Genomic DNA, 23,796 nt, shown 5'->3' with positions numbered 1-23,796 from the left:
ATTGTTTATAATTTCACCACTTTAAACGTTTGCCGGAATCCTGTTCCTTCCAGCACCAGCAAATAAACACCACTGCCGGTTTTTGCAGGGAACCGCAGCGGCTGCCGCACCTGTCCTTGTGTTAACATCCAATAATGCACTACTCTTCCCTGCAAATCAAGCAGGCTTGCGTATAGCTTCTGTTTCATTGCCCGCGGACATACCACATAAATCACTTCCGCTGCCGGATTGGGATAAACAAAAGCATCCGCCTCGTGCGTGGTACTTCCGGAAACCACGGCGGGCCTGGATGTTCGCAGCATAGTGCTATCGTTTAGTCCTGTTGAATACCATCCTGCTCCGTAACTGCCCATTGAACTGGTAACAGCATCGGCGGTGCTGGTATCGGTGGGTATTACATTATAGGCGCCCGTACGCGTAGTTGAAAATGCGAGCCGGTTTTGTGTGGCTCCGTCATCTGCCCCGTAACCGATACTGATGGCGGTGAAACCAGCAAGACTGCCACTACGCACGGCGCAACGCCAACGTCTTGCAGCAGATAAACTGCTCATGCCCGTACCCGGCGTACCCACTGCACTATCAGTAGACACCTGCATCAGCAACGCGCCGGTAACAGACGACAATCCTGTTAATACTACTTTCCTGTACTGCCCCGCAGACCCGGTTGGGAAAGTTTTGGTAACAGGCGTTGCCCCTGCAGTAAGCGCCACTGCACCATTCACAAAACTATTATTACTTCCGGATGTACCATTGTACGAAGTATTGGTACAGATCAGCGCTTTCCCTGCCGGCAGATGGATGATGCCATCTGTTAATGTGATAGCGGCATTGCTCGATTTCAGCGTGAGACTATCGCTGAGCATTACGCCACCGGGGTTGTTGATGGTGATGTTGTGCAGCGACCGGGTAACAGGGATTTCATGACCTTCGGTTATGATTTGCCCCGGCGCATTCACATCATGATTATAAACAACGTACAATGCAGCAGTACTTCCCAATGTATAATTATTGGCAAGCGACGCATGTTGCGAACGCCTGATCTGGCAGTTCACAGAGCTGGCGCTGCCGCCTACCTGCGTATTATCCATCGTGAGGTTGCTGCCATTATGGAACACACCACTGGCAAGCGTTAGCACCGACGGGATGCTTACGGGTGTTTGCAACGTAACACCGGCGGCATTATTGATCGTAAGACTGCGGATAATGCCATTGGTATAACTTCCTGTTCCGCCAATCACGGTGCTATCTGCTGCCGGCCCCATGATCAGGGTGGTGCTTCCTTTTGAAAAATCGGCGGTACCGTTGTTCAGCAGGTTGCCATTCACCGTAATTGTTCTGCCAATGGTGCCGTTGCGCGCATAGAAAGTACCGGTGTTGTTCACTAACAGGTCCCCGGTAGTAAAGGTGTGGGTGGTAGTGGTATTGAAGCCCAGTGTGCCGGTAATTTCCGTGCGTGTTACTTTCACCGGCGTATTGATGGTGATGGTGCTGCCTGCAATGATCACCGCCGTATCCGCATCCGCGGGTACTACGCCGCCCTGCCAGCTGCCGGGCAACGACCAGCTGCCGCCGGTGGATGTAGATCTTATGAGTCTTCCGATGGTAGATGGTGTTACCTTAAACGGGATAGACGCATTGGCAATCTTCCCGCGCTGATCATGTACGTATACATATAACCGGTAGTTGCCCGCTGCTGCCGGCGCCGTAAAGCGGGCGCTGTCGGCATGCTGCGAAACAATCAAACCCGGGAGCGCAGGTAAACTGGCCGTAGCCTCTCCTCCGGCCATAATACTGTTTTCGGGAATGATCAGCCATTCGTAATGCAATGAATCATTATCGGGATCACTGGCGCGTACCCACCCGGTATTAAGAGAATTTGCTTCCACGATCACGGTATCTTCCGCGCGCTTCCCGTTGAGCAGCAGCGAATCCCTGTTGCGGATCACCGGTGCGTGATTCACAGGATACTGCCCCGTCCATACATACTGCATTTCATCGGCAGCCCCGAAAGCTTCTCCCAGCCGGTTATACAGTCCGAACCAGGTGACTACGTCGCCGGAAGACTGATATCCCCATACAAACACAAAGCCACCAAGACAATTATTGGACGCATTCGCAGCAATATGATCCTGGTATATCTGGCGGTACACCACCGCCTTTTCTGTACTGGTTTGTTCCACCAATCCACCCCAGGGCATCTTCCGCGAAGGCTCCGGATTCATTTGCCAGGTGCCTCTCGGCCCGAACTCCGTAATCATATAGGGCCTTGTCCAGCCAGCGGTTTGCAGGTTGCCCAGCACCCCGGGAATATTAGGCGCATAGCTGTTAATGGAAAGTATGTCCAATGCTGTAAATCTTTCTTTCAACAACTTAATCTTCTTTACATCGGAGTTTACCAGTACCGCAGTGGTGAGATGGTTGGTATCCACTTCATGAATCATGGTGGCAATGTTGTTGAGGGCATCCCAGAAAAGGATATTGGCGGCGGTATCCAGGCTGTTATAATTGGCATCTGTTTCATTACCGATCGCCCACATCAGCACGGCAGGATGATCCCTGAATGCGAGCACCTGGCTTCGCATATTTTCAAATTGCAACCGCACAGCAGCGGTATCTCCATAATTCATTTCCTGCTGCTTCTTAATCCCCAACCCCAAACAAACGGTGATGCCATGCGCATTGGCGCTGTCGAGCCACGCTGCGGTGGAATCGTTGATACTGTAAGTACGGATGGTATTGCCCCCATAGGCAGCTACCTGCACATAAAAATTGTTGGCGGCGGCGCCTTTAATGTAATACGGCACACCGCCGCGATGCAGGGTATATATGCCCGCGGAATCTGTCAACGTGGTTTTGACGGCTTGTGCAATCGCGTTGCCCGCGACGATAAGCATCGTCAGCATAAGTATCAGTTTTTTCATAAGTGGAACGTGGTTTTAAAAAGTGAGTATAGCTACCATTCCTCCAGGTAATCCAGGTCTTTATGAAATGTTTCCTGCATGCCGGTAAGCGACCAGAACGCCAGTGCCAGGCATATCACGCCTACACTGATGCCGGCATACACCAGGGATCCGTTAAAAAGCAGTTGCATGAATTGAAAAAGAAAGGTGAGCGGCACTACTGCGCCGCGCACAAAATTGGGGACGGTGGTGGTCACCGTTGCCCGGATATTAGTGCCAAACTGTTCGGTGGCAATCGTCATAAAAACTACCCAATAGCCAACAGAAAAACCAAGCAGGCCGCATACCCAATAAAAGAGCTGCAGGCTGATACCCGCCGCCAGGAAATAAATGCTGACAGCCGCCATGCAGCAGAACAGGTAAACGTATACCACCCTGATCCTGCTTTTTAATAACTGGCTGAGGGCGCCGCTGAAAATATCGCCCACTACCAGGCCGCCATAACACCACGCCACTGCCGCACCGGCATTCACATCGCCCTGGATATGCAGCACCTTCCCAAATTCAGGCGAGAGTGTGATCAGCACGCCCACCACGAACCAGAGCGGCACGCCAATCAGGATGCAGCGCAGGTATTTAAAGAACCTCTTCCCATTTGTGAAAAGCGCCAGGAAGTTGCCCCTGTTCTCCGAATGCTTCGCCGCTCCAAACATGCCCGATTCTGCCACGCCAATGCGCAGCAGCAATAATAAAAGACCGAGGCCTCCGCCAATAAAAAAACTGGTTCTCCAGGTGAAATACTGCGCCACAAAATATGCCGCCACTGCACCACTGATACCTACTGCCGCAACAATGGTGGTGGCATAACCCCGCTTTTCTTTCGGCATCAGTTCCGCCACCAGCGTGATGCCTGCACCGAGTTCACCAGCCAGGCCAAGACCAGCAACAAAACGCCATAACGCATAGCTCCACACACTGTCTGCAAAACCGTTGGCAATGTTCGCCACGGAATAAAGAAAGATGGACCCGAAAAGTACAGACAACCGCCCTTTCCTGTCGCCCAGCACGCCCCAGAGAATACCACCGAGCAACATACCGGTCATCTGCACATTGAGTAATAAAATACCTTTGTTGGTTACATCCTCCCCACGCAGTCCAATCGACTGCAAACTGGGCACACGGACAATGCTGAAAAGCAGCAGGTCGTAGATGTCTACAAAATATCCGAGAGAAGCTACTACTACGGCGGCTAAAACGGCGCCCCTGTTCGACTGTTGTATGTTCGTCATCTGCTATAATTTATTCCGCTCAATTGAAAGTACCTGCCCGTCTTTCAGCAACACCGGCTGTAAAACATCATAAGACAATTCCTGCAGGGTAATATTCCGGTCAAGCGCAAGTGCGGCAGCTGTGCCGGCAGATTGCCCCAGCACCATGAATACCGGCTCCATGCGGATAGAACTGTAAGCCACATGCGAGGCCGACAGGCATACCGGTACCAACAGATTGACTGCTTCGGAGGACTTTGGTCTTAATGAACGGTAACTGATCGTGTAATAAGTGTTCTTCTGTTTACCATAACTGCCTTCCGCATGTACTCTCCCCTGCGCGTCTACCACGCGGGAAACATGGTGGCAATCCAGCGGATAGGTGGCTACTGCCACGGCATCTTCCACAGGCTCCTCGCCATTGCAGTTCCTTTCTGTCATCACGTAATCGCTCACCATTCTCCTCGCCTCCCGTACATACAGCTGGTGAGGGAAGTTGCCATTATCTGTAAACTCATCTTTCGGTAAACCCCAGCGCTTCATTTCTGTACGCAGGGAATCGGGTACCCGCGGATCGTTACCCAGGAACCAGAGCAACCCCAGTACATAGTCCTTATGCATTTGAGCGATCTTGCCCCGTTCTGCATAATTGCCTTCCGGCCATCCGTAATTGGCGCCCACGAAATCGGCCTGGTTGGTATCCGTTTTTTTATTGGGCATGGGTGTGAAAGAAATAATATTTTTCAGCATGTAGCCGGGATTCATTTCCAGCATCCTCGCCAGGAATTCGTACCAGAGCGGCTGATAGCCGGCAGGTTTTACAATGTCGATACGGTTCGCCGGATCATCGGTCAGCGTCATCCGGTAACAGTACGATTGCGTGCGGTGATCACCTTCCCCGTTTGCACCCGGAATTTTTGGTTCCAGGAAAGGCAGCACACCGGAGGAAGGGTCACCTTTTTTAATATAAGGATCGATAGAACTACTGCCTTTGCCAATGATATCGTTCAGTTTAATACCATTCAACGTTTCATTATATACACTATTCGCTTCCCTGCCCACGATATTGGAAACACCGGCGGTTGCCATCAGGTCTCCTTCATAGGTAGCGTCGATAAATACTTTTGCATGATAGCGATGGCCGTTCTCCATTTGAATGGAAACAATGCGGGCATCTTTTTTTTCTACACCTTTTTTCAGCCGCAGCCTTTCTTTGTATACCACTTCCACGCCGGCTTCTTCCAGCATTTTTTTCAGTATATTTTCCGCTACGCGGGATTCATACACCCACTGCATTTTCAGGGAGTCGTTTTTCCCGGAGAAGGTGCGCTTTTTGGAACGCTCAAAAAACACGTCTCTCGATTCGCAACGCCATGCGCTGCTGTCACTGTAGTAAGTATACAGGCGCTGGTAAAATTCGCGTGTGAGTCCGCCGGCGCTCCTGAAATTATTCAGGTCGGTGGCCGTAAGACCCGAAGTAGCCACACCACCCAGATGCGCCGTGTTGCTGATCAGCAATACCTGTTTATTCATTTTCGCCGCCTGTATGGCCGCCATAATGCCCGCAGGCGTTTCTCCATACACACATACATCCCAGCGCTTCTGGGCCTGCAACCGGTTAGTGCCCAGCAAAATGATCATTACTACCAGGCTACGGATAATTGAAGTCCTCATTTTCGTTATTATTTAAGCATGAGTATAGCTGCACGAACAGGTACAATCCTGTTCGTGCCAGCCGGAAAAAGTTATCTGATCAGAATCCCGGGTTCTGTTCCAGCAGCGGATTGGTATCCATTTCCTGCGACGGAATCGGGAAAAGCGTATCGGAATCCCTCACTGTTATAGCCGCATCCTGCGCGTTCATGGCCTGTTTCAGTTTGCCGGTACGCAACAAGTCGAAGCGACGCTGCCCTTCAAACGCAAATTCCAGCCGTCTTTCTTTCAGTACAGAATCCTGGAATGCCGCAGCGCTCAAACCTCCTGCAAGATCTTTCGCAGACGGCGTGTTTACAGGCAGGCCATACGCGCGCCTTCTTACCTGGTTAAATGCCTCCAGCGCTTCGGTGCTGCCGGGGCTGGACATATACAGCGCTTCTGCGAACATCAGCAATACATCTGCATAACGGACAATGTAATAGTTATTGCCGCCATCATTCACATTCAGCGCCGCAGGATCTTTAAACTTGGCGACGTAATAAGGATTTTTTATCGTGGCAGGCGCTTTTGGATCCGTGGTATAGGAATACTTAATCACGTTTACATCCCTCCGCAAATCGCCCTCTGCATAGGCTTCGTAATGATTTTTGGTAACAGGATTATCGCCATTACCACCGAAGCCTGGCCGCTTATCAAACGATGGACGGTAGAACCCCGCAAAGCTGCTGGGAATATTACCTGAACCACTCAGGAACTGCACTTCAAAAATGGATTCCGTTTTGTTTTCATTGGCGATCAGGAATACATCCTGGTAAGATGCCCAAAGCGAATAACGCCCCGATGTGATCACCTTCCTGGCCTCTTCCACTGCCTTTGAATATTCCTTCCGCGTCAGGTAGGTTTTCACAAGCATGGCCGTAGCAGCGCCGCTGGTGGCCCTTCCGGCGTTCACCGCATCGTAATCCGGCGGCAGGTGCTCCGCACCAAACTGGAAGTCGGCAATAATCTGCGCGTACACTTCTTCTTCAGTAGCTCTTTTAACGGCAAGATCATTCAACGAAGTGGTAGGCGCCAACTGCAATGGCACGCCACCAAAAAGCCGAACAAGGTTAAAATATATCAGCCCCCGCACAAAACGGGCTTCCGCCTGCATACGCTGCTTTTTATCGCTGCCAACGGCCGTCATGGCCCCGATATTTTCCACCGCTGTGTTGGCACGGTTAATCACCTGGTAAGAAGTGCTCCAGAACTGGTAAAACAAATTAGTGCCGGCATCGAAATTGAATTTATCCAGCGCCGTTTTATCGGTGTTGCTGGTGTTGCGGCCAAAGCCCCATTCACAGTCGTCCGTGCCCTGCGACTGTATCACTTCCATAAACTGGTTGTAGAGATAAGAGCTGGTCATGCCGGAATACACCGCGTTAACGGCAGACACGGCATCTGCTTCTGTTTTATAAAAATTGTCCGTGGTATAAGTGCCTTCCGGAACGCCGTCAAGTTTGGCGCAACCCGCTGCTGCCAGCGTAAAAAATATGATGATGAAATAAAATGCAGATCTCATGACAAATGATTTTGATTAGAAGCTGGCATTAATACCAAAAGAAATCGTACGTGCGTTCGGGTAAGCGCCGGAGTCGAAGCCCGGGCTTACATTGTCCGATCCATAGCGGCTTACTTCCGGATCAAGCCCCGAGTAATTGGTGATGGTGACCAGGTTCTGTACATTCACATATACCTTCAATGCAGCGAGTTTAATGCGTTGCAGGTTTGCCTGCGGCAGATTGTATCCCAACTGCACCGTTTTCACCCGCATGTAAGAGCCGTCTTCCACCATCCGGTCCCACGAACGGGCGGTTGGCTTCACCGTGGTAGCACGCGGAATATTTGTGTTGGTGTTATCGGGCGTCCAGCGGTTAAGTGTGGTAGTGCTTTGGTTTTGCAGGCCGGTAAGATTCTCCAGCGTACTGGTGTTAACGTTATACAGCTTGTTGCCGTAAACACCCTGGAGCAGCACCATCAGGTCGAATCCTTTCAGGGAAAATGTATTGCTGAATCCGAAAGAGAATTTCGGCTGTGCATTGCCCAGTAATACGCGGTCGTCGTCGTTGATCTTTTTATCGCCGTTTACATCCCTGAAGCGGATATCACCGGGTTTGGCAGTTTTTTGGGCGGAAGCATCCACTTCTTCTTTCGACTTAAAAATACCATCACTGGCAAAGCCGAAGAAAGTGCCTAGAGGCTGCCCTACCTGCACAATGGTGGATTGGTTAGGACCCTGGCCTGCAAAGAGGCGTTCGGCCCCGGCGAGGTCCAGCACTTTGTTCCGATTGAAAGAAATATTAAACCCGGTTTCCCAGCGGAGATCCTTTTCCAGCGGCGTAGCATTTACCGTGAACTCTATCCCTTTGTTTTCTACCTGTCCCCTGTTTTGCAGTGAAGTGGAAAAACCTGACGTGGTTGGAATTTTCACATACAACAGCAGGTCGCTTGTTTTTTTATAGTATACATCGGTGATAAAAGTCAGCCTGTTATCAAAAAATCCGAATTCAAGACCGATATCCGATTGCGCGGTGGATTCCCAGCGCAGATCCGGGTTTCCTACCTGTGAAGGCGTAAGCCCTATCACGTTCACGCCGCCGATGGAATAGTTAGCCTTGCCCATCAGGTCGAGTGAAGGATAATTACCGATGCCGTCCTGGTTACCGGTGAGGCCATGACTCACCCTTAATTTCAGGTTGCTGAAAACATGCAGATCGCGTATGAAAGGCTCCTGGTCCAGTTTCCAGCCCACTGCAGCTGAAGGGAAAAAACCAAAGCGGTTATTTTTTCCAAAACGTGAAGAGCCATCGTACCGGCCGGTGAGGGTAAGCAGGTATTTGTTCCGGAAGCTATAGTTGATCCTGCCGAGATAGCTGAGCAGCGCCCACCTGGCAATGCTGGAAGAAGAAGGTTGCACAGAGGCCGCATTGCCCAATGCGTTGGTGCCGAGGTTATCGTTCAGGAAGCCTTGTGCTTCCGCACCGAGCGACTGATAAGAAGAACTTTGCTGGGTAAACCCACCGAGCAGGTTGAGCTGATGCCCGTCGCGGTTCATCGTGTAGTTAAGCGTATTTTCGTTTAGCCACGTAAAGGTTTGATTGGTGGATACCGCTGCATTTCCCCCCAGCTGTGATCCTGAATACACGGCTTGCGGAAGGTAAGTATCATTGCGGGCGAAACTAACGTCGGCACCCCAGAGCGTTTTGAAAGTAAGCCCTTTGATGATGTCGATACTGGCGTATACGTTTCCCAGCGTTCGGTAAACGTTGTTATAGTTCTGATAGTTTTCAATCAACGCCACCGGGTTATCGAAAGGCGCGCCCTGGTTGTTCACTTCCGTATAACTGCCATCCGGCTGATATATAGGCAGATTGGGTGCGGTAGTGGCCATTGTAAACAGGGAAGAACTGTTCACCCGGTTGGTGCGCACATTACTGATGGTAAGACTGCTCCCGAGTTTAACATTATCCCGGATATCTTTATCAAGATTAGCGCGCAACGAATACCGCTTCAGATCAGATGCCCGCACAATACCCTGCTGATCAAAGTAATTGGCGGTAACGAGGAAGCGGGTCTTTGGATCGCCACCGGAAAATGACAGGGAATAGCTTTGTATGGGAGCCGTTTTAAAAATCGCGTCCTGCCAGTCGGTAGTGGCGGGAGTTTTGCTGAGATCATATAATTCAGGACCGTTTTCGGCAACACTGGCTTCATTGGCCAGCTGCTCAAACTGCGACGCATTCAGCAGCGAATATTTTTTGAGCACCTGCTGCGAGCCATAGTAGGAATCAAATGTAACCCGCGAATCGCCGCGTTGCCCGCGGGAAGTGGTGATGAGCACTACGCCGTTGCCCCCACGCGAACCATAAATCGCCGTTGCCGAAGCATCTTTCAATATTTCAATGGAGGCGATATCGGTAGGGCTGATACTGTTCAGCGGGTTAAGCGATGTACCATCGCTGCCCTGATCTGCAAATACCGGCACACCATCTATCACATACAATGGTTCATTGCTGCCGTTGATGGAGTTGCCGCCACGCACGCGGATAGAAGATCCTGCGCCCGGCATACCGGAGTTCTGCACAAAGGTAACACCCGCTACCCTGCCCTGCAACGCCTGATCCACCGAGCGGATAGGCGTTCCTTCCAGCGTTTTGGTGTTTACCGAAGCGATAGCACCGGTTACATCTCCCCGGCGTTGTGTGCCATAACCCACCACGATAAAATCACTCAGTGCAGTGTTCTCCATCGTGATAACTACCGTAATAGTTTTACGTCCATTCACCGCAACATCCGTTGCCTTGTAACCTATCATGCTGAAATGCAGGGTGGCTGTAGGCAGCACCGATAATATAAAGTCGCCGCTGTCATTTGTAACGGTGCCTAGTTTCGTTCCCGGCACCGAAACGGATACACCCGGAACCGGTTTGCCATCCGCATCCGTTACCTTACCACGCACCTCAATGGCGGGATCGGCCGCCTCGTACGTTTTTTGTTTTACAACAATCGTTTTGCCTACGATGGTATAAGTCAGCGCAAACTGCCGGAAACAAAGGTTTATCGCGTCCTGTAAGGTGCCTTCCGTAATATCTACGCTGACCTTTTTTGCAGGATCCAGTAGTGCATAGTCAAGAAAAAATACGTAGCCCGACTGCCGTTCAATATTCCTGATCAGGTGTTCGAGGGATACGTTTTTTTCATGAAGCGTGACCTTTTGCGCGTAACTACTGCTGGCGTGTACCTGGCAAAAACATGCCAGTAAAAGAAAGTATGTCAGTTTCATAATGAGCCTGATTTTTCTGCCCGGTAAAAGGCGGAATCGCCTGGTAACAGGAAAATGTTTCTCGCTCAGGTTTTTGAAGAGACCTGATAATTGCATAAATTGGAATTGTTTAGGTGAGATAATCAATCTTTCATACACGGAATTATTGTAATGATAACCTGAACAAAACGGAGGTGGTAACGACACTTCCGTTTTTGGTTATCTTACCATTGCTGTCATTTCATAAGTGGACACTGTTGGTTGTTGATTGTTTTTATTGGTGAATAATAATAGTATCGCCTTTCATGGAATATTGAATGCTGCTAAGCTCCAGTATTTTGAGCGCTTCACTCAGCCGCACATTCCTCGGTATCTTGCCCCAGAACTCTCTTTTTCCGGTATTGCCTTCATAACGGACTTCCACATCATACCATCGCTGCAGCTGCCGCATTACATCCGTCAGCGGCGCCCTGTTGAACTGGAAGTAGCCTTCTTTCCAGGACACTGCTTCATCGGTATCTGCCGGACCAACGGTGATACTGCTGCCACCGGCCGCCCAGCTGGCCTGCTGCCCCTGCGCAAGGCGAACACTCTCATTGTTGTGACTCACTTTCACCGCGCCCTGTAACAAGGTGGTTTTTACGTTTGCTTCATTCTGGTAAGCCATAATATTAAAGCGGGTGCCCAGCACTTCTACCACGCCGCTGCCCAGCTGTACTTTAAAGGGCATATTATCCCGGTGTGCCACTTCAAAGTAGCCCTCGCCGTTAAGTATCACCGTGCGCTCTTTCCCGTTAAACGCAGTTGGGAAACGCAGGGATGACGCTGCATTGAGCCATACCATCGTACCATCCGGCAACTCTATTTTGAACTGACCACCCCGTGGTGTGGCCAGTGTATTATATACCACGGGAGCATCTGCTGCCTGGCCTGCTTCATATTTTAATTGTCCGTTTATCCGGATCACTTTTGCTGTACCCTGACTGGGGATCATTTCATGAGCGGCGCTGTCGAGCACTACTGTGGCGCCATTGGCCAGGGTGAGCGTTGCCTTGCTGCCGCCCGGCATAGCATCCTTTGAGGCGCTGGCCAGCGTGGTGGCGGGCGCTGCAATTTTTGTGGTGCGGAAATACTGCCATGCAAAAGTGGCGACTGCCAGCAATAGCACCGCCGCCGCTACTTTCGGCAGCCATTTTTTATAGAGCGGGATTACTTTCACCGGTTGCGCGGCAAGGAGCAGTTGTTCTCTTACCCGGTCGCGCCATGGCCCCTGCTCTCCGGGAGCGGGCAGGCCGAACGAAGCATTCATTTCTTCCAGCAGCAAACGGTTGGATGCGTCCTGCTGCAGGAAGTCGAACAGCTCCCTGGTTTCCGCGGGAGTGCAGTTATTGTCAAGAAAGCGCCGCAGCAGTTGCTGGTAATGATCTTTTTCCTGTGGCATGTATCAGTTTTGTACGCAGTACGTGGACCTGCTTCTAATATATACTGTCGCCGGAAAAAAGAGGGTGGGTCGGTGAATAAATAATTTTTATTATTATATAAACAGCCGGTGTCAGAGCCGGTGCAGGAAAAGCAGTATGGCCAGGGAGAGGTCGCCGTGCCGGTAGAAATACGCTTTGATATCCTTGAGGGCCATCACCATATGTTCTTTCACGGTATTGCGGGAAATGCCCAGCTCTTTTGCGGCCTCCTCATAGCTTTTGCCTTCCTGCCGGCACAGCACAAACACCTTTTGCCGCTGGGAAGGCAATTGGGTGATAGCGTTGTTGAGCATTTGCTGGTACTGGGCCCACAGCGCCTGGTGATAGGGCGATTCTGTTATTTCGCCGATCCGCTGCATGATCTGGAGGCGGGTGGCTTCGTCAGAAGCATTTTTTTTAAGGAAAGTAAAAGTTTTGTTACGGCTGATTTTATAAAGATAAGCCGGAAAGGATTGCGCAGGGTCCAGCCGATCGCGGACTTCCCATATCTTCAGGAATACGTCCTGTACAATGTCTTCCGCATAAGCGGGTACTTTCACAAAACGAAGCACCCATCCATATACATGCCCACTGTATTGGTCGTACAGCTGCATATATGCGGCTACATCGCCCTTCCGGAGCCGCTCCAGGTATTCTGCTTCAGTGATCGTGGAATCCCCCATTTGGCATAAATGTAATAAAATTGGGAATTAGAAAAGTGGATTCTACGGGAAATTGGAGCGGGCATAGTGTATAGGGAGTGCATGGGGAGTCCATGAGTAGTGCATTGGAAGTGCATCAGAAGTCCATGCGGACCCCATTGGTTACCCATAGCCTACCCATGGCATAGGCATTCGTGAAGTATTCGTTACATTATTTCTGGGTCCAGGAAACCAGGGATCATTGCCATGAGTAAATCAGTCCTTTGGGTTAACGCGGTATGCATGGTTCCGGGCAATATGGCCAATTGCGACACAGGCATCGACAACTCCCCCAGGCTGCCCCCACCCAGTAATTTGTATAACTCCAGCACATGTTCCGGCAGTACAATATCCGAGTCGCCGGCTATAATCAGGGCAGGCGCCTTGATATTCCTGATGTCAGCTGCAGGCCAATCCTGCACCGTTTGTTCAAACGCTCTCACCTTGGCAAGAAGCGCGGGCCAGTCTTCCGGCCGGGCGGCTGTACGCAGGTACTCCGCTTCATAAGGGCTCCCCTTCAGCGCTTCATTCATCACTTCCGGGGTAAACAGGATGTTGAGATCCGGATGGCGCCCGCTGCTGTTGTAGCTGACGGAGGCCAGTACAAGTTTTCTGACGGCGCCCGGCTGGCGGATAGCCACCTGGAGCGCCACACCGGCCCCCGTGCTATAGCCGAAAATATCTGTTTGCGATATATTCAGCACACCGAGTAAAGCAGTCACATCATCCGCAAATTGCTCATAAGAAAGCGGACGTTCCGGTATGTCTGTGGTATGCCCGTACCCCTGAAATTCAACGGCAATCACCTGTCTCTCCCCGGCGAGCAACGGAATTAGCTTTCCAAATGCAGTGCCGATTCCGGAAAGCGCTCCCGGTAACAGCAGGAGCGGCTTTCCTTCTCCGTGTATTTCATAATACATCTTTAGTCCATTCACCTCCGCATAATTCCCATGGATCGCATATTTTTCTGATAACTGCATAGCTGTTTATTTGCCTGCTAAATTCGTTCCTTGCCGGCAAACAAATCTTGGTATACACCAACATCAGAATATAACGTTGTTAAACAGCTTGCTGAAATTAGTGGGGTCTATCCCCAGGTAAGACGCGATGTACTTGTGTGGCACCAGTTGAAGCAGGTCGGGGTTTTTCCTGCAAAACGTTTTATATCGTTCTTCAATGGTCATGGCACGCAGGTCGATATGCAGGTCAATCATGCCTGCTAACATGGCTTCCGTCATCCGCCTGAAAAGCCTTTCTATTTGCTGCGATTGATCGATCAGTTGCTGCAGTTCATCATAAGTAATGTACTCCAGTTCACTGTCGGTTAAACAGGTTAAAAAGTATTTCGAAGGTTCCTGGAACGAAAAAGATGCTGCGATGGCGCATAGATACGGGAAATAGGTAAAAGCAAGTGTATAGATCTTGTCGCCTGTATCAAAGTACGACATCTGCACACCGCTTTTCACAAAGTACAGCTCGCGTTGAACCTGCCCTGGCACCGTAATGAACTCCCCTTTCTTAAACGACCTTACGCCAAGACTATCCGTCAGCAGTTGATAATCGGCTATACTGATATCATGAAATTGCCGGAAAAACTCATATCGCTCCATAAATTCAATTCTTAATATATAGTATATTCACTTTTTAACGCAGGCGCTTTATGAATATAGACAATATAATTGACAGCATATATCCGTTACCGGAAAAATCAAAAGTCTTACTAAAAGAAAATATTTACGAAATAACCTATCCCAAAGGACATGTTTTATTTAAAGTGAACAGGATAGAATCTAAAATGTATTTCATAGCGAAAGGTGTGGTACGGGCATACGCGAATCCGGGTGAGGAAGAAGTAACTTTCTGGTTTGGAAAAGAAGGCGACGCTGTTATCTCCATGAAAAACTATGTGGACAATCAAAAAGGATATGAAACTATAGAATTGCTGGAATCATGCGACCTGTATGAATTAAATACAGATCATTTGCGTAAGCTGTTTAATAAAGATATTCATATCGCCAATTGGGGGCGAAAATTTGCGGAGCAGGAATTGATAAAAATTGAAGAACGGCTTATTTTCAGGCAGTGCAGAACCGCCATGGAACGCTACAAAGAACTGATGGCAACCGATCCGGAATTACTGCAACGGGTGCAACTTGGTCATATCGCCTCTTATCTCGGTATGACACAGGTCAGTTTGAGCAGGATCAGGTCTGAATTGAAATAGATTACAAAGTTTTTATCATTTGTAAAATTTTTACTGCCGGCAACATGCGACCTTAGCTGCACTAAATCAATTATCATGAACTGGATTATTTTAATCATCGCTGGCTTGTTCGAGGTGGCATTTACCTCCAGCCTTGGAAAAGCAAAGGAATCAACAGGCACCACCATGTATTTGTGGTACGGCGCTTTCCTGTTCTCACTGGTGGCCAGTATGCTTTTACTGATGAAGGCTACGCAAAACCTGCCCCTGGGAACGGCCTACGCGGTATGGACAGGTATCGGTGCGGTGGGCACTGCTTTGATGGGTATTTTTGTTTTTAACGAACCTGCTCATTTCTGGAGACTGTTCTTTATAGCAACATTAATAGGATCTATTGTTGGGCTGAAAGCGGCCTCGCATTAGCGATATCAGCCGGTGAAAATTATTGTTGCAAAGAAGCGTCTAATAAATTGTGAGGATCGTTATTTCTTCTTTATTGAACAGGAATTGATCTCCCGCTTTTTTTTGCAGCAATAATTTCGCCAGGGGTGTATAGGGAGACAGGAAAAAGATGGTTTGCTCCTCTATCAGTTGCCTCCCCAGTCCTGCTGCAATAAAAAAAGACTGCTCTGCACATTGCACCAGGGCGCCTGTTTGCGGGGTGGTATAAATATTATCTGTATTTACCTGCTGCAACCTGGCCAATTCCTTTACATGCTCCGCCTGTTGCCGTGCATACATATCTTTCTCCAGGTGCCCCATTGCCCTTCCTGTTTCATATTTATCTCCCGCCGAACTTTTGTCTTCACCATTCGCTGCCTCCTGTGCGCGGTCCCCGGCCGCTTTAGCCATGGCAATACGTTCGGATATTAACTGCAGCCCTGCCTGTTTTAACCTGGCTTTAAAAGCGATCTTCTCCTGGCTTGTCATAAAGGTTCATTGAATAGCAAGTATAATACAATATTCATTTAACATTATAATCAGCAGGCAAAAAACTATCTTTAAAAATTCAAATAAATAAAATCAGGCGTTAATGGAAATACCAGCAAACTTCATTAAAATATTTCCGGAATATGAGGATGTTTTTTATGGTGATATAGAAAATCACAGGAAATATTTCCTGCCGTTATGTTCTGTTAATTTGCAGTTCCTGCCCCAGGGAAAAGATCAGTGGCTGCATTTTGTATCGGTAAAAGAGATATACAACGGCCGGTTAGGCGAAAACACCACCTCTTTTCATACCGACTATACCAGGTGCGATATGCTTGGTTTTGATATTATCGATGGTAAATATAAGTTTGACGCGCCGTGGGAATACTTTACCGTTTCCACTGAAATTTCGCCGGAAAATTACCACCTGGAATATAGCGACGAAGAGATCCAATTTAATTTTAACGATGCGATGTATCAGTTAAAGAAGTCGTATTATAAGAAATTCGGAGAATTATACGACCGGGATTTCCACCGGCCGGGATTAACGGTAGACGACATCAGGAGATTAGAACGGCTGCTGAAACTCACTGCGGATGATTTACGGAATGATGCACCTTCGGATTACATGTCAGAAATTATCGGTAAAAAAATCAACGGGGTAATAGATGAAATTAATACCGGTCATCTTCCTCTCGAAGAATGCCAATACACGGGTGACAACCTGATGGAAAAGCCTGTGAATGCAGATGGAAGCCTTTTTAACTATGTAGCCTGTATGGAAGGATACCATTTCCAGGAAAATGCCGCCGATCAGCTCTATTTATTTCATAATGATCAGGTAAAGAAAGCAGTGATTTGTTTTGAATATACCTGATAACCCGGATTTTTATCTTGACCCGGTTGCTATGACGAACGCCTTTAATGCAGCCATCTTACCATCACGAAACCGCCATACGTCGCAGTAGTCGTAATCGACCATCGTGCCGTTTTCGTCCTTCATGCTTATTTTGCCGGTTGCCGTAACAAACTCCCCTTCGGCGATGAGGGCTTCGACCATGAACCTGGGCGGCTCCGCGTATGCGGTAGCCATGTACTGTCGAACAGCTTCCTTTCCCCGCAGGGTTTTGTCACCTACAAATGTCCACTCCGTATCGTCCGTGCAGAACGACAGGAACCCCTCATTATCGCCATTAGTGATAGCTGCATTAGCCTTTTCCAGTATGGCTTTATTATCCGGATTCATGTATTACTGGTTTACTTATTTAATAGGATCTAAAGAACAGGTAAGCGTACCATATCCCAACTGGTCATAACCGCCGCTGTTGGGTCCATAATTACCACCACCGCCTTCCGGTCTTACTGCCTGTGCCATCCGTTGGCAGTTCGGCGCCGCGAGGCCTTTACGGTTCGCATAATGATTATATACCAGTTCCCAGATGGGCCGCATATTACCTCTTCCACCGCTGCTGATTACCGGTTGGCTAACGCCCACGCAATTGCTGTAGGTAACGTATGGTACGGAATCGCCGAGATTGTATTTTGCTACGTATTCGGCACCTTTGAGGAAGCGGTTATCGTCATAGCCGTACAGGTCCTGTCCCTGGTTCCATGCCATCTCACAAAAGGCGCCCATCAGGCCAATACCTAATGTTGCATGCCCCTGGTCGCGACCACTCTCCTGCCATTGCCCCAGCCCTCCCGGGTGAATAAAATATACCGCATTTCCAATAGCACCATTGCCGGCCCCGGATTTAAAATAACTGATGGCGTCATTGTAGATGTCCCTGTTATCGCAAAGCACACCGATAGCCAGCAAAGAATTCATCACGCAAAGGTCCCAATTGGCGTAAAAATGGCTCATACATCTCTCCTTTCTCGTAATAAAGTTATGATTTAACGGATAAAAAACATGCAGCATCATTTGCTGGAAACGGGTAAAATCGGCCGCTGCCCAGCCATTATACGACCGCATAATTTCCGCTGCATTGGCAAACTGGTAGCCATACAAACCGGCTGCGAGGTTCGCATCGTTATTGCCGCCGAGTCCTTTCAACCTGGCTGACCAGGCATTCATGATCTCTATGGATTTATCGGCATAGGATTTTTCTCCTGAGATCTTCCATCGTAAGGCAGTGGCGTAGGCTGCGGCGATATCATTATACAGCCGCGGGTAATTTTCCCGGTGAACCCCATCGCTGCCCCTGTAAATGGTATCAGCCGGATTCGGCTGCCAGGTAAGGGCTGCGTGTGAGTTGGTAAGTAACTTGTTCCAACCGGACATCCACGGCTCTGCCTTCTCCGCCACTTTTGCTTTCATGCGATCCAGGTCGGCTTGTTTATGCAATAATCCGGGATGTACAAAAGCGGTATCATGGTCGTTAAGAACCAGCTTCTGCGCATTCGTTGACATATCTTTTTTACATGCCATTAAGTATAACAAGATAAAAACCGCGGCAAACCAGCAAAATTGAGTTGTTCTCATAGGAATGATTCTGTATATGTGCGGCAAATATAATTGTAATAATGACAATTAAAAAAACATGATAAGTATACCATCTGTTTTCTTTTTGCTATAGCCATCATATGAGATGGGAATTAACACACTGATTATCAGGGGAGCATCCTGGATTGGCAGAAACTGTATAATTTTTGTCATTGCAGCCACGCCGATTCGGTTGTATTTTTGTGGTCACAAAGCAGCGCATCATGGCTACCAATACTTCCAAACTTGTTGTTATTGTTGTCCTTCCCGGCAGCAGATTGCTGACGCTGGCAGGCCCGGCAGACGTGTTTTCCTTTGCGCAGCAGATGCTGGAAGCGGAATCCGGTGGGCATTCCAAAGGATATGAAGTAGTGTTGGCGAGCGCCACTAACAAGAAGGACCTGCAACTTAACAGTTCCGCCAGGTTGGTGGCTGCCACCACGGTGCATGAAATAGACCGGAAGATAGACACCCTGATGCTGATTGGCGCGCGACTGGAAGAACAACCGGATTCAGATCAGTTTTATCACTGGCTGACCACGCACGCGCCGAAGATCAGGAGAATAGCAGGCGTATGTGTGGCCACATTTGTGCTGGCCAAAGCCGGATTGTTACATAACAGGCGTGCTACCACGCACTGGGAGCGCAATGATGACCTGCAGCGGCAATATCCTGATATCATGGTAGATACTACCCCGTTTTTTATAAAGGACGGCAATATCTACACCGCGGGAGGAGTTACCTCCGGTATGGACTTGTCGCTGGCGATGGTGGAAGAAGACTATGGCCGTGACATTGCGCTGCGGGTTGCCAGGAAACTGGTTATACACCTGAAGCGGCCGGGGAATCAGAAACAATTTGGCGGTTTGCTGCCAGGCTATGAGCTGGTGTCTCCGTTGCTGGTACAATTACGTCCCTGGTTACTGGAACACCTGCACGAAAACATCAGTGTGGAGGAAATGGCAGCTCAATGCAATATGAGTGCCCGTAATTTCGCCCGGGTATTCCTGAAAGAAACCACCTTCACTCCCGCTAAATTCCTCGAGAAATTAAGAGTGGAGATGGCGCGCAATTACCTTGAGAACTCCGCGCTCTCCCTGGAGGAAATAGCCGTGAGATGTGGGCTGGGCGGCCTCGTTTCCATGCGCAGGGTATTCCTGCGTCACCTGGAAATATCGCCCGGCACTTATCGCAGTACTTTCCGTACTGCACTGCATACCGATTAATTTATTTCATCTTATAAAATTGGATATCATGAAAATTGCGATCAATGGATTCGGCCGGATTGGAAGAATGACCATGCGGGCGCTCCTTGCCCAACCAGGCGCTGAAGTAGTTGCCATCAACGATCTCGCAGATATTAATACGCTGGCACATCTTTTCCGATTTGATTCGGCGCACGGTAAGTTTGCCGGAACAGTGGCGGTGAATAATAACGACCTGGTGATCAATGGTAAACATATCCGGTTATTGAATGAACGAAACCCGGAAAGCCTGCCCTGGAAGGAGCTGGAAGTGGCGGTTGTTATCGAATCTACCGGACGCTTTACCGCAAAGGAACAGGCGCAGGCACATATTACAGCCGGCGCAAAAAAAGTGCTGATCACGGCGCCTGCCAGTGGTGGCGTGAAAACCATTGTAGATGGCGTTAACAATAATATCATCAGCCCGGAAGATACCATTCTGTCCACGGCATCCTGCACCACCAACTGTATCGCCCCGGTTTTACATGTACTGCATAATACCTATGGCGTTGAGTCCGGCTTTATGACTACCATACACGCATTTACGATGGACCAGATGTTACAGGATGGTCCGCATAAAGACCTCCGCAGGGCCAGGGCAGCCACGCAATCGATCATCCCTACCACCACAGGTGCAGCCAAGGCAATAGGAGATGTTTTACCCGATCTTAAAGGTAAGCTGGATGGCTTTTCTTACAGGGTACCGGTTATCGACGGCTCAATTGCAGAACTGACGCTTAACTTGTCAAAGTCTGCCTCCGCAGCAGAAATAAATGAGTTGCTTCAACATCATGCTGAAACTGATCTGGCAGGAATAATGGAATATTCCACAGACCCCATCGTTTCTGTTGATATCCTTGGTAATACCCACTCCTCTATCGTGGACAGCCTGCTGACGAAAAATATAGGCAACACCGTTAAAGTGGTGGCATGGTACGACAATGAGATGGGTATCTCTAATCGTATAGCTGAACTGGTTAGTACGTTATAAGATTATAGATAGAATAGGAAAAGCCGCGCAAATCTTAGGATTTGCGCGGCTTTTCCTATTCTATCTCCCTTGTTTTAATCCTGATCAAATTAATTATTCCCGTTTTGTATGTATAATAAGATCCTTTTACATACATTTACGTAATTAATATCGGAAATGAAAGGTACAAACCTCGGAGAATTTGAAGAACTGGTGCTACTCACCATTGCAGCGTTGACAAACGAAGCATATAGCGTAGCGGTATGCGACGAACTCTCAAACCATACCGGCCGTTCTGTGAAACTTGGCGTAGTGCACTCAGTGCTCAACCGTCTCGAAGAAAAGGGACTTGTGAAAAGTGAGCTGGGGGAAGCAACGAAAGCCCGTGGCGGTAAACGCAAAAGATTCTATCAACTCACTATGCACGGACAGGCAGCATTGATCAACGCCAAATCGATGCGGGATCAGCTGTGGGCCAGGATACCCGCGCTTGCCTGGAAAAAAATGTAGCATGAAAGAACAACGGCAACACCATCCGCCCGCCTGGGCGCAGCGATTTGTAGAATGGTATTGTAAACCCGGACTTGTGGAAGACCTTACGGGCGACCTCCACGAGTGCTTCGACCGGAATGTACAATCCATCGGGCCACGCCGTGCAAAGCTGATCTACATCATTGACGCCTTCAAATTCTTCAGAAGTTATACGGTACGAAGATCAATATTTGTCAACCTATTTACGAACCGCATCATGATCGGAAGCTATGTTAAAACATCAGGGCGCAACATCATGCGCAACAAGTTGTTCTCCTTCATCAATATCCTGGGCCTTGCCATCAGTATGTCCGTTGGATTACTGCTGATCGCGTTTCTGCTCGACCTGCGCTCGTACGACAGGTTCCATAAAAATGGCGAGCGGATCTATCGCATCACCAACGTATTGACCTCCAACAGTGAAGAAAACGGCAAGTTTGCCTCTACCTCTATAAAGACGGGAAAGCTGATCCGCGAGAAGGTAAGCGGCATTGAAGAAGTGACTACGATGCGCAACAACTTTTCGGGTGATGCGAAGGTAGGAGACAATATAATCCCCATCCAGGGCTACTGGGCGGAGCCTTCGCTGTTCAGGGTTTTTACCTTTCCGATGCTGGAAGGCAACCCGGAAACGGCATTGAAAGATCCGTATTCAGTTGTGCTCACTGAAACGGCAGCAAGGAAATTATTCGGCCACCAGGCGGCACTCGGAAAGGCCATCAGGATTGATACCGCCGTTTACCAGGTGACCGGTATTATGAAGGACGTTCCCTTCTTTTCGCATCTCAGTTTTGAAGCGCTGGTGTCGTTGTCCACGGCTGAGCAAACCAATAAAGGTGATAAAAATTTTGACGCATGGACAAACATGTGGTCCCATTCGGTGTACGTCCTCCCTTCAAAAAATGCCGACATGGATGCCATCCGGTCGCAGCTCAACACACTTGCCAGAACGGAAAACCTCGCTGAAGAAAATACAAAGATTCAACTCGAACTGCTTCCTTTATATAACATCGTGGTTGGGGAGAGCCTCCGTCAATCCGAGGGTGGGCCTGGCTTTGCAGGCCCTCACATGCCCCCTGTGGTGCTTTGGATACTCGGCGGACTCGCAGCTGTTGTGATACTGTCTGCCTGCTTCAACTACACCAATCTCTCTATAGCACGCGCGATGCGCCGCATTAAGGAAATAGGTCTCCGCAAAGCTATCGGCGCCGGAAAGAGCCAGGTGAGGCTGCAGTTCCTGGCCGAGGCGGTCATGATTTCCCTGGCCTCTCTTCTTCTTTCGTTCCTTCTGTTTCTTATATTGCGGCCGATGCTGATCAACATGGCCCCGGAGATGCAGCGTACCGTAAAGCTCGATCTCACACCATCCATGGTTGCGGCCTTCATCGTTTTTGCGGTGGCCGTAGGTGTTATCGCTGGGTTCATACCCGCTATATTCTTTTCGAAAGTAAGTCCGATCAATGCGTTTGGAAATGCTTCCTCCGTAAAAATGTTCAAACACCTCACCTTCAGGCGCGCATTGGTGGTGATTCAATACACCGTTACACTGATCTTTATCACTACTACCGCCGTCGGCTATGTGCAGTATAAAAACATACTGGCATTCGACCTGGGATTCAGCACCGCCAATATTCTGAACATCAACATGCTGGATAATAAACCCGACGCCATGCTCCAGGAACTCAGTGAGCTGCCGGAAGTAACCGCGCTGTCCCGGTCCCTGATTACAACAGGCGTTGGGAATGCATGGGGCAGTAATATGAAATACAAAGATTCGCGGGATTCGGTGCTGGTCATGACCAACCACGTTGATGAAAACTATTTGCCGCTGCATAACTATAAACTCGTTGCTGGCGGAAATTTCATTGCCCGGCCGGCCACCGCCCAGGCCACCGGCGAGGTAATCGTTAATGAGCAGGTGGTAAAGCGATTCAACATCGGCGCCAATAATCCCCGGAAAGCCATCGGGGAACAAATCATATTGAATGGACGCAAAATGACCATTGTTGGTGTAATGCAGGACTTTCACTACGGCAAAGTGGACAACCTCATCGGACCGGTAGCCTTCACCTTCTGGACACCTGAAGACAGGGCCATCATCAGCGCCAAAATACAAAGCACCGATATGCCGGCCACCTTAGCCAGGATCGAATCCATATGGAAGAAGATCGATCGTGTTCACCCGTTTACGGCTGAATTTTATACCGAAGAAATAGAAGATGCATACAGCGAATTTTCCACCATGATCAAGATCATTGGTTTCCTTTCGGTTTTGGCCATTTCCATTGCATCAATGGGGTTGTTCGGAATGGTGGTATTCACTACCGAAACAAGACTAAAAGAAATCGGCATCCGCAAGGTGATGGGCGCCAGCATAGGCAACCTTATATACCTGCTGAGCCGCGGCTTTCTATTACTGCTCTCTGTGTCGGCCATCATCGCACTGCCGGTAACTTACATCTTCTTCAGCGCCGTTGTGCTGCCGAATTTCCCTTATCATACGCCCGTGCATATCACCGAGCTTTTCGCAGGCTTACTGGCGGTATTGCTGATCGCGTTGATTATGATCGGTTCACAAACATTGAAGGCGGCGAGGAGCAACCCGGTGGCGGTTTTGAAGAGCGAGTAACAGAAAAAAATATCATTA

General features: G+C 49.2%; 19 protein-coding genes. 7 read left to right on the top strand and 12 right to left on the bottom strand.

Going from position 1 to position 23,796, the window contains the following annotated elements:
- Positions 1 to 5: 5 nt before the first annotated feature.
- The 9 genes from AB6805_RS23755 to AB6805_RS23715 form a co-directional block, all read right to left on the bottom strand.
- On the bottom strand, positions 6 to 2,921 hold the full coding sequence (locus AB6805_RS23755) for a T9SS type A sorting domain-containing protein (RefSeq protein WP_370911946.1): 2,916 nt from the start codon (positions 2,919 to 2,921) through the stop codon (positions 6 to 8).
- A gap of 32 nt (positions 2,922 to 2,953) precedes the next feature.
- Entirely contained in the window at positions 2,954 to 4,189 is a 1,236-nt protein-coding gene (locus AB6805_RS23750; protein WP_370911945.1) for an MFS transporter, read from the bottom strand.
- 3 nt (positions 4,190 to 4,192) lie between these two features.
- Positions 4,193 to 5,842 carry an FAD-dependent oxidoreductase gene (locus AB6805_RS23745; RefSeq protein ID WP_370911944.1) on the bottom strand — a complete coding sequence of 550 codons (1,650 nt, stop codon included), beginning with the start codon at positions 5,840 to 5,842 and terminating at the stop codon, positions 4,193 to 4,195.
- Positions 5,843 to 5,921: 79 nt separating this feature from the next.
- The gene (locus AB6805_RS23740; protein WP_370911943.1) at positions 5,922 to 7,385 is read right to left on the bottom strand and encodes a RagB/SusD family nutrient uptake outer membrane protein; all 1,464 of its coding nucleotides are present in this window, start codon (positions 7,383 to 7,385) and stop codon (positions 5,922 to 5,924) included.
- Positions 7,386 to 7,400: 15 nt separating this feature from the next.
- Positions 7,401 to 10,646, bottom strand: coding sequence for a TonB-dependent receptor (locus tag AB6805_RS23735; protein ID WP_370911942.1), 3,246 nt, complete (start codon positions 10,644 to 10,646; stop codon positions 7,401 to 7,403).
- A gap of 253 nt (positions 10,647 to 10,899) precedes the next feature.
- Positions 10,900 to 12,066: a FecR family protein gene (locus AB6805_RS23730; protein WP_370911941.1), complete on the bottom strand. Its 1,167-nt coding sequence runs from the start codon at positions 12,064 to 12,066 to the stop codon at positions 10,900 to 10,902.
- A gap of 111 nt (positions 12,067 to 12,177) precedes the next feature.
- On the bottom strand, positions 12,178 to 12,768 hold the full coding sequence (locus AB6805_RS23725; RefSeq protein WP_370911940.1) for an RNA polymerase sigma factor: 591 nt from the start codon (positions 12,766 to 12,768) through the stop codon (positions 12,178 to 12,180).
- 185 nt (positions 12,769 to 12,953) lie between these two features.
- A complete protein-coding gene (locus AB6805_RS23720; protein ID WP_370911939.1) occupies positions 12,954 to 13,766 on the bottom strand; it encodes an alpha/beta fold hydrolase in 813 nt (270 codons plus the stop codon).
- A gap of 63 nt (positions 13,767 to 13,829) precedes the next feature.
- Complete coding sequence (locus AB6805_RS23715) at positions 13,830 to 14,396, bottom strand: Crp/Fnr family transcriptional regulator (protein WP_370911938.1); 567 nt, start codon at positions 14,394 to 14,396, stop codon at positions 13,830 to 13,832.
- A 50-nt stretch (positions 14,397 to 14,446) separates the two neighbouring features.
- On the opposite strand from AB6805_RS23715, the gene AB6805_RS23710 reads away from it, so the two are divergent.
- Positions 14,447 to 15,010 (top strand): Crp/Fnr family transcriptional regulator, encoded by a 564-nt coding sequence (locus AB6805_RS23710; protein ID WP_370911937.1) that lies wholly within the window; start codon positions 14,447 to 14,449, stop codon positions 15,008 to 15,010.
- A gap of 75 nt (positions 15,011 to 15,085) precedes the next feature.
- Entirely contained in the window at positions 15,086 to 15,412 is a 327-nt protein-coding gene (locus tag AB6805_RS23705) for a multidrug efflux SMR transporter (protein WP_370911936.1), read from the top strand.
- Between the two features lie 39 nt (positions 15,413 to 15,451).
- On the opposite strand, the gene AB6805_RS23700 is transcribed toward AB6805_RS23705, so the two are convergent.
- A complete protein-coding gene (locus AB6805_RS23700; RefSeq protein WP_370911935.1) occupies positions 15,452 to 15,919 on the bottom strand; it encodes a hypothetical protein in 468 nt (155 codons plus the stop codon).
- Positions 15,920 to 16,022: 103 nt separating this feature from the next.
- On the opposite strand from AB6805_RS23700, the gene AB6805_RS23695 reads away from it, so the two are divergent.
- A complete protein-coding gene (locus AB6805_RS23695; protein ID WP_370911934.1) occupies positions 16,023 to 16,796 on the top strand; it encodes a hypothetical protein in 774 nt (257 codons plus the stop codon).
- A gap of 12 nt (positions 16,797 to 16,808) precedes the next feature.
- Here the strand turns inward: AB6805_RS23695 and AB6805_RS23690 are convergent, their stop codons facing one another.
- Together AB6805_RS23690 and AB6805_RS23685 are read right to left on the bottom strand one after the other, a co-directional pair.
- Positions 16,809 to 17,165, bottom strand: coding sequence for a nuclear transport factor 2 family protein (locus tag AB6805_RS23690; protein ID WP_370911933.1), 357 nt, complete (start codon positions 17,163 to 17,165; stop codon positions 16,809 to 16,811).
- A 15-nt stretch (positions 17,166 to 17,180) separates the two neighbouring features.
- Positions 17,181 to 18,332, bottom strand: a complete 1,152-nt coding sequence (locus AB6805_RS23685; protein ID WP_370911932.1) for an alginate lyase family protein — start codon at positions 18,330 to 18,332, stop codon at positions 17,181 to 17,183.
- A gap of 296 nt (positions 18,333 to 18,628) precedes the next feature.
- Here AB6805_RS23685 and AB6805_RS23680 point away from each other — a divergent pair, with 296 nt between their 5' ends.
- The 4 genes from AB6805_RS23680 to AB6805_RS23665 all read left to right on the top strand — a co-directional run bounded on the left by AB6805_RS23680 (position 18,629) and on the right by AB6805_RS23665 (position 23,778).
- Complete coding sequence (locus tag AB6805_RS23680) at positions 18,629 to 19,630, top strand: GlxA family transcriptional regulator (protein WP_370911931.1); 1,002 nt, start codon at positions 18,629 to 18,631, stop codon at positions 19,628 to 19,630.
- 28 nt (positions 19,631 to 19,658) lie between these two features.
- Positions 19,659 to 20,639, top strand: coding sequence for a type I glyceraldehyde-3-phosphate dehydrogenase (gene gap / locus AB6805_RS23675; protein WP_370911930.1), 981 nt, complete (start codon positions 19,659 to 19,661; stop codon positions 20,637 to 20,639).
- 156 nt (positions 20,640 to 20,795) lie between these two features.
- Positions 20,796 to 21,128: a PadR family transcriptional regulator gene (locus AB6805_RS23670; RefSeq protein ID WP_370911929.1), complete on the top strand. Its 333-nt coding sequence runs from the start codon at positions 20,796 to 20,798 to the stop codon at positions 21,126 to 21,128.
- Between the two features lies 1 nt (position 21,129).
- Positions 21,130 to 23,778, top strand: a complete 2,649-nt coding sequence (locus tag AB6805_RS23665) for an ABC transporter permease (RefSeq protein WP_370911928.1) — start codon at positions 21,130 to 21,132, stop codon at positions 23,776 to 23,778.
- The last annotated feature ends 18 nt before the right edge of the window (positions 23,779 to 23,796 follow it).

Source organism: Chitinophaga sp. RCC_12 (assembly GCF_041360695.1).
Lineage (GTDB): Bacteria > Bacteroidota > Bacteroidia > Chitinophagales > Chitinophagaceae > Chitinophaga.
Note: the sequence above shows the minus strand (reverse complement) of the source record. Positions and strands in the feature narration are given on the sequence as shown.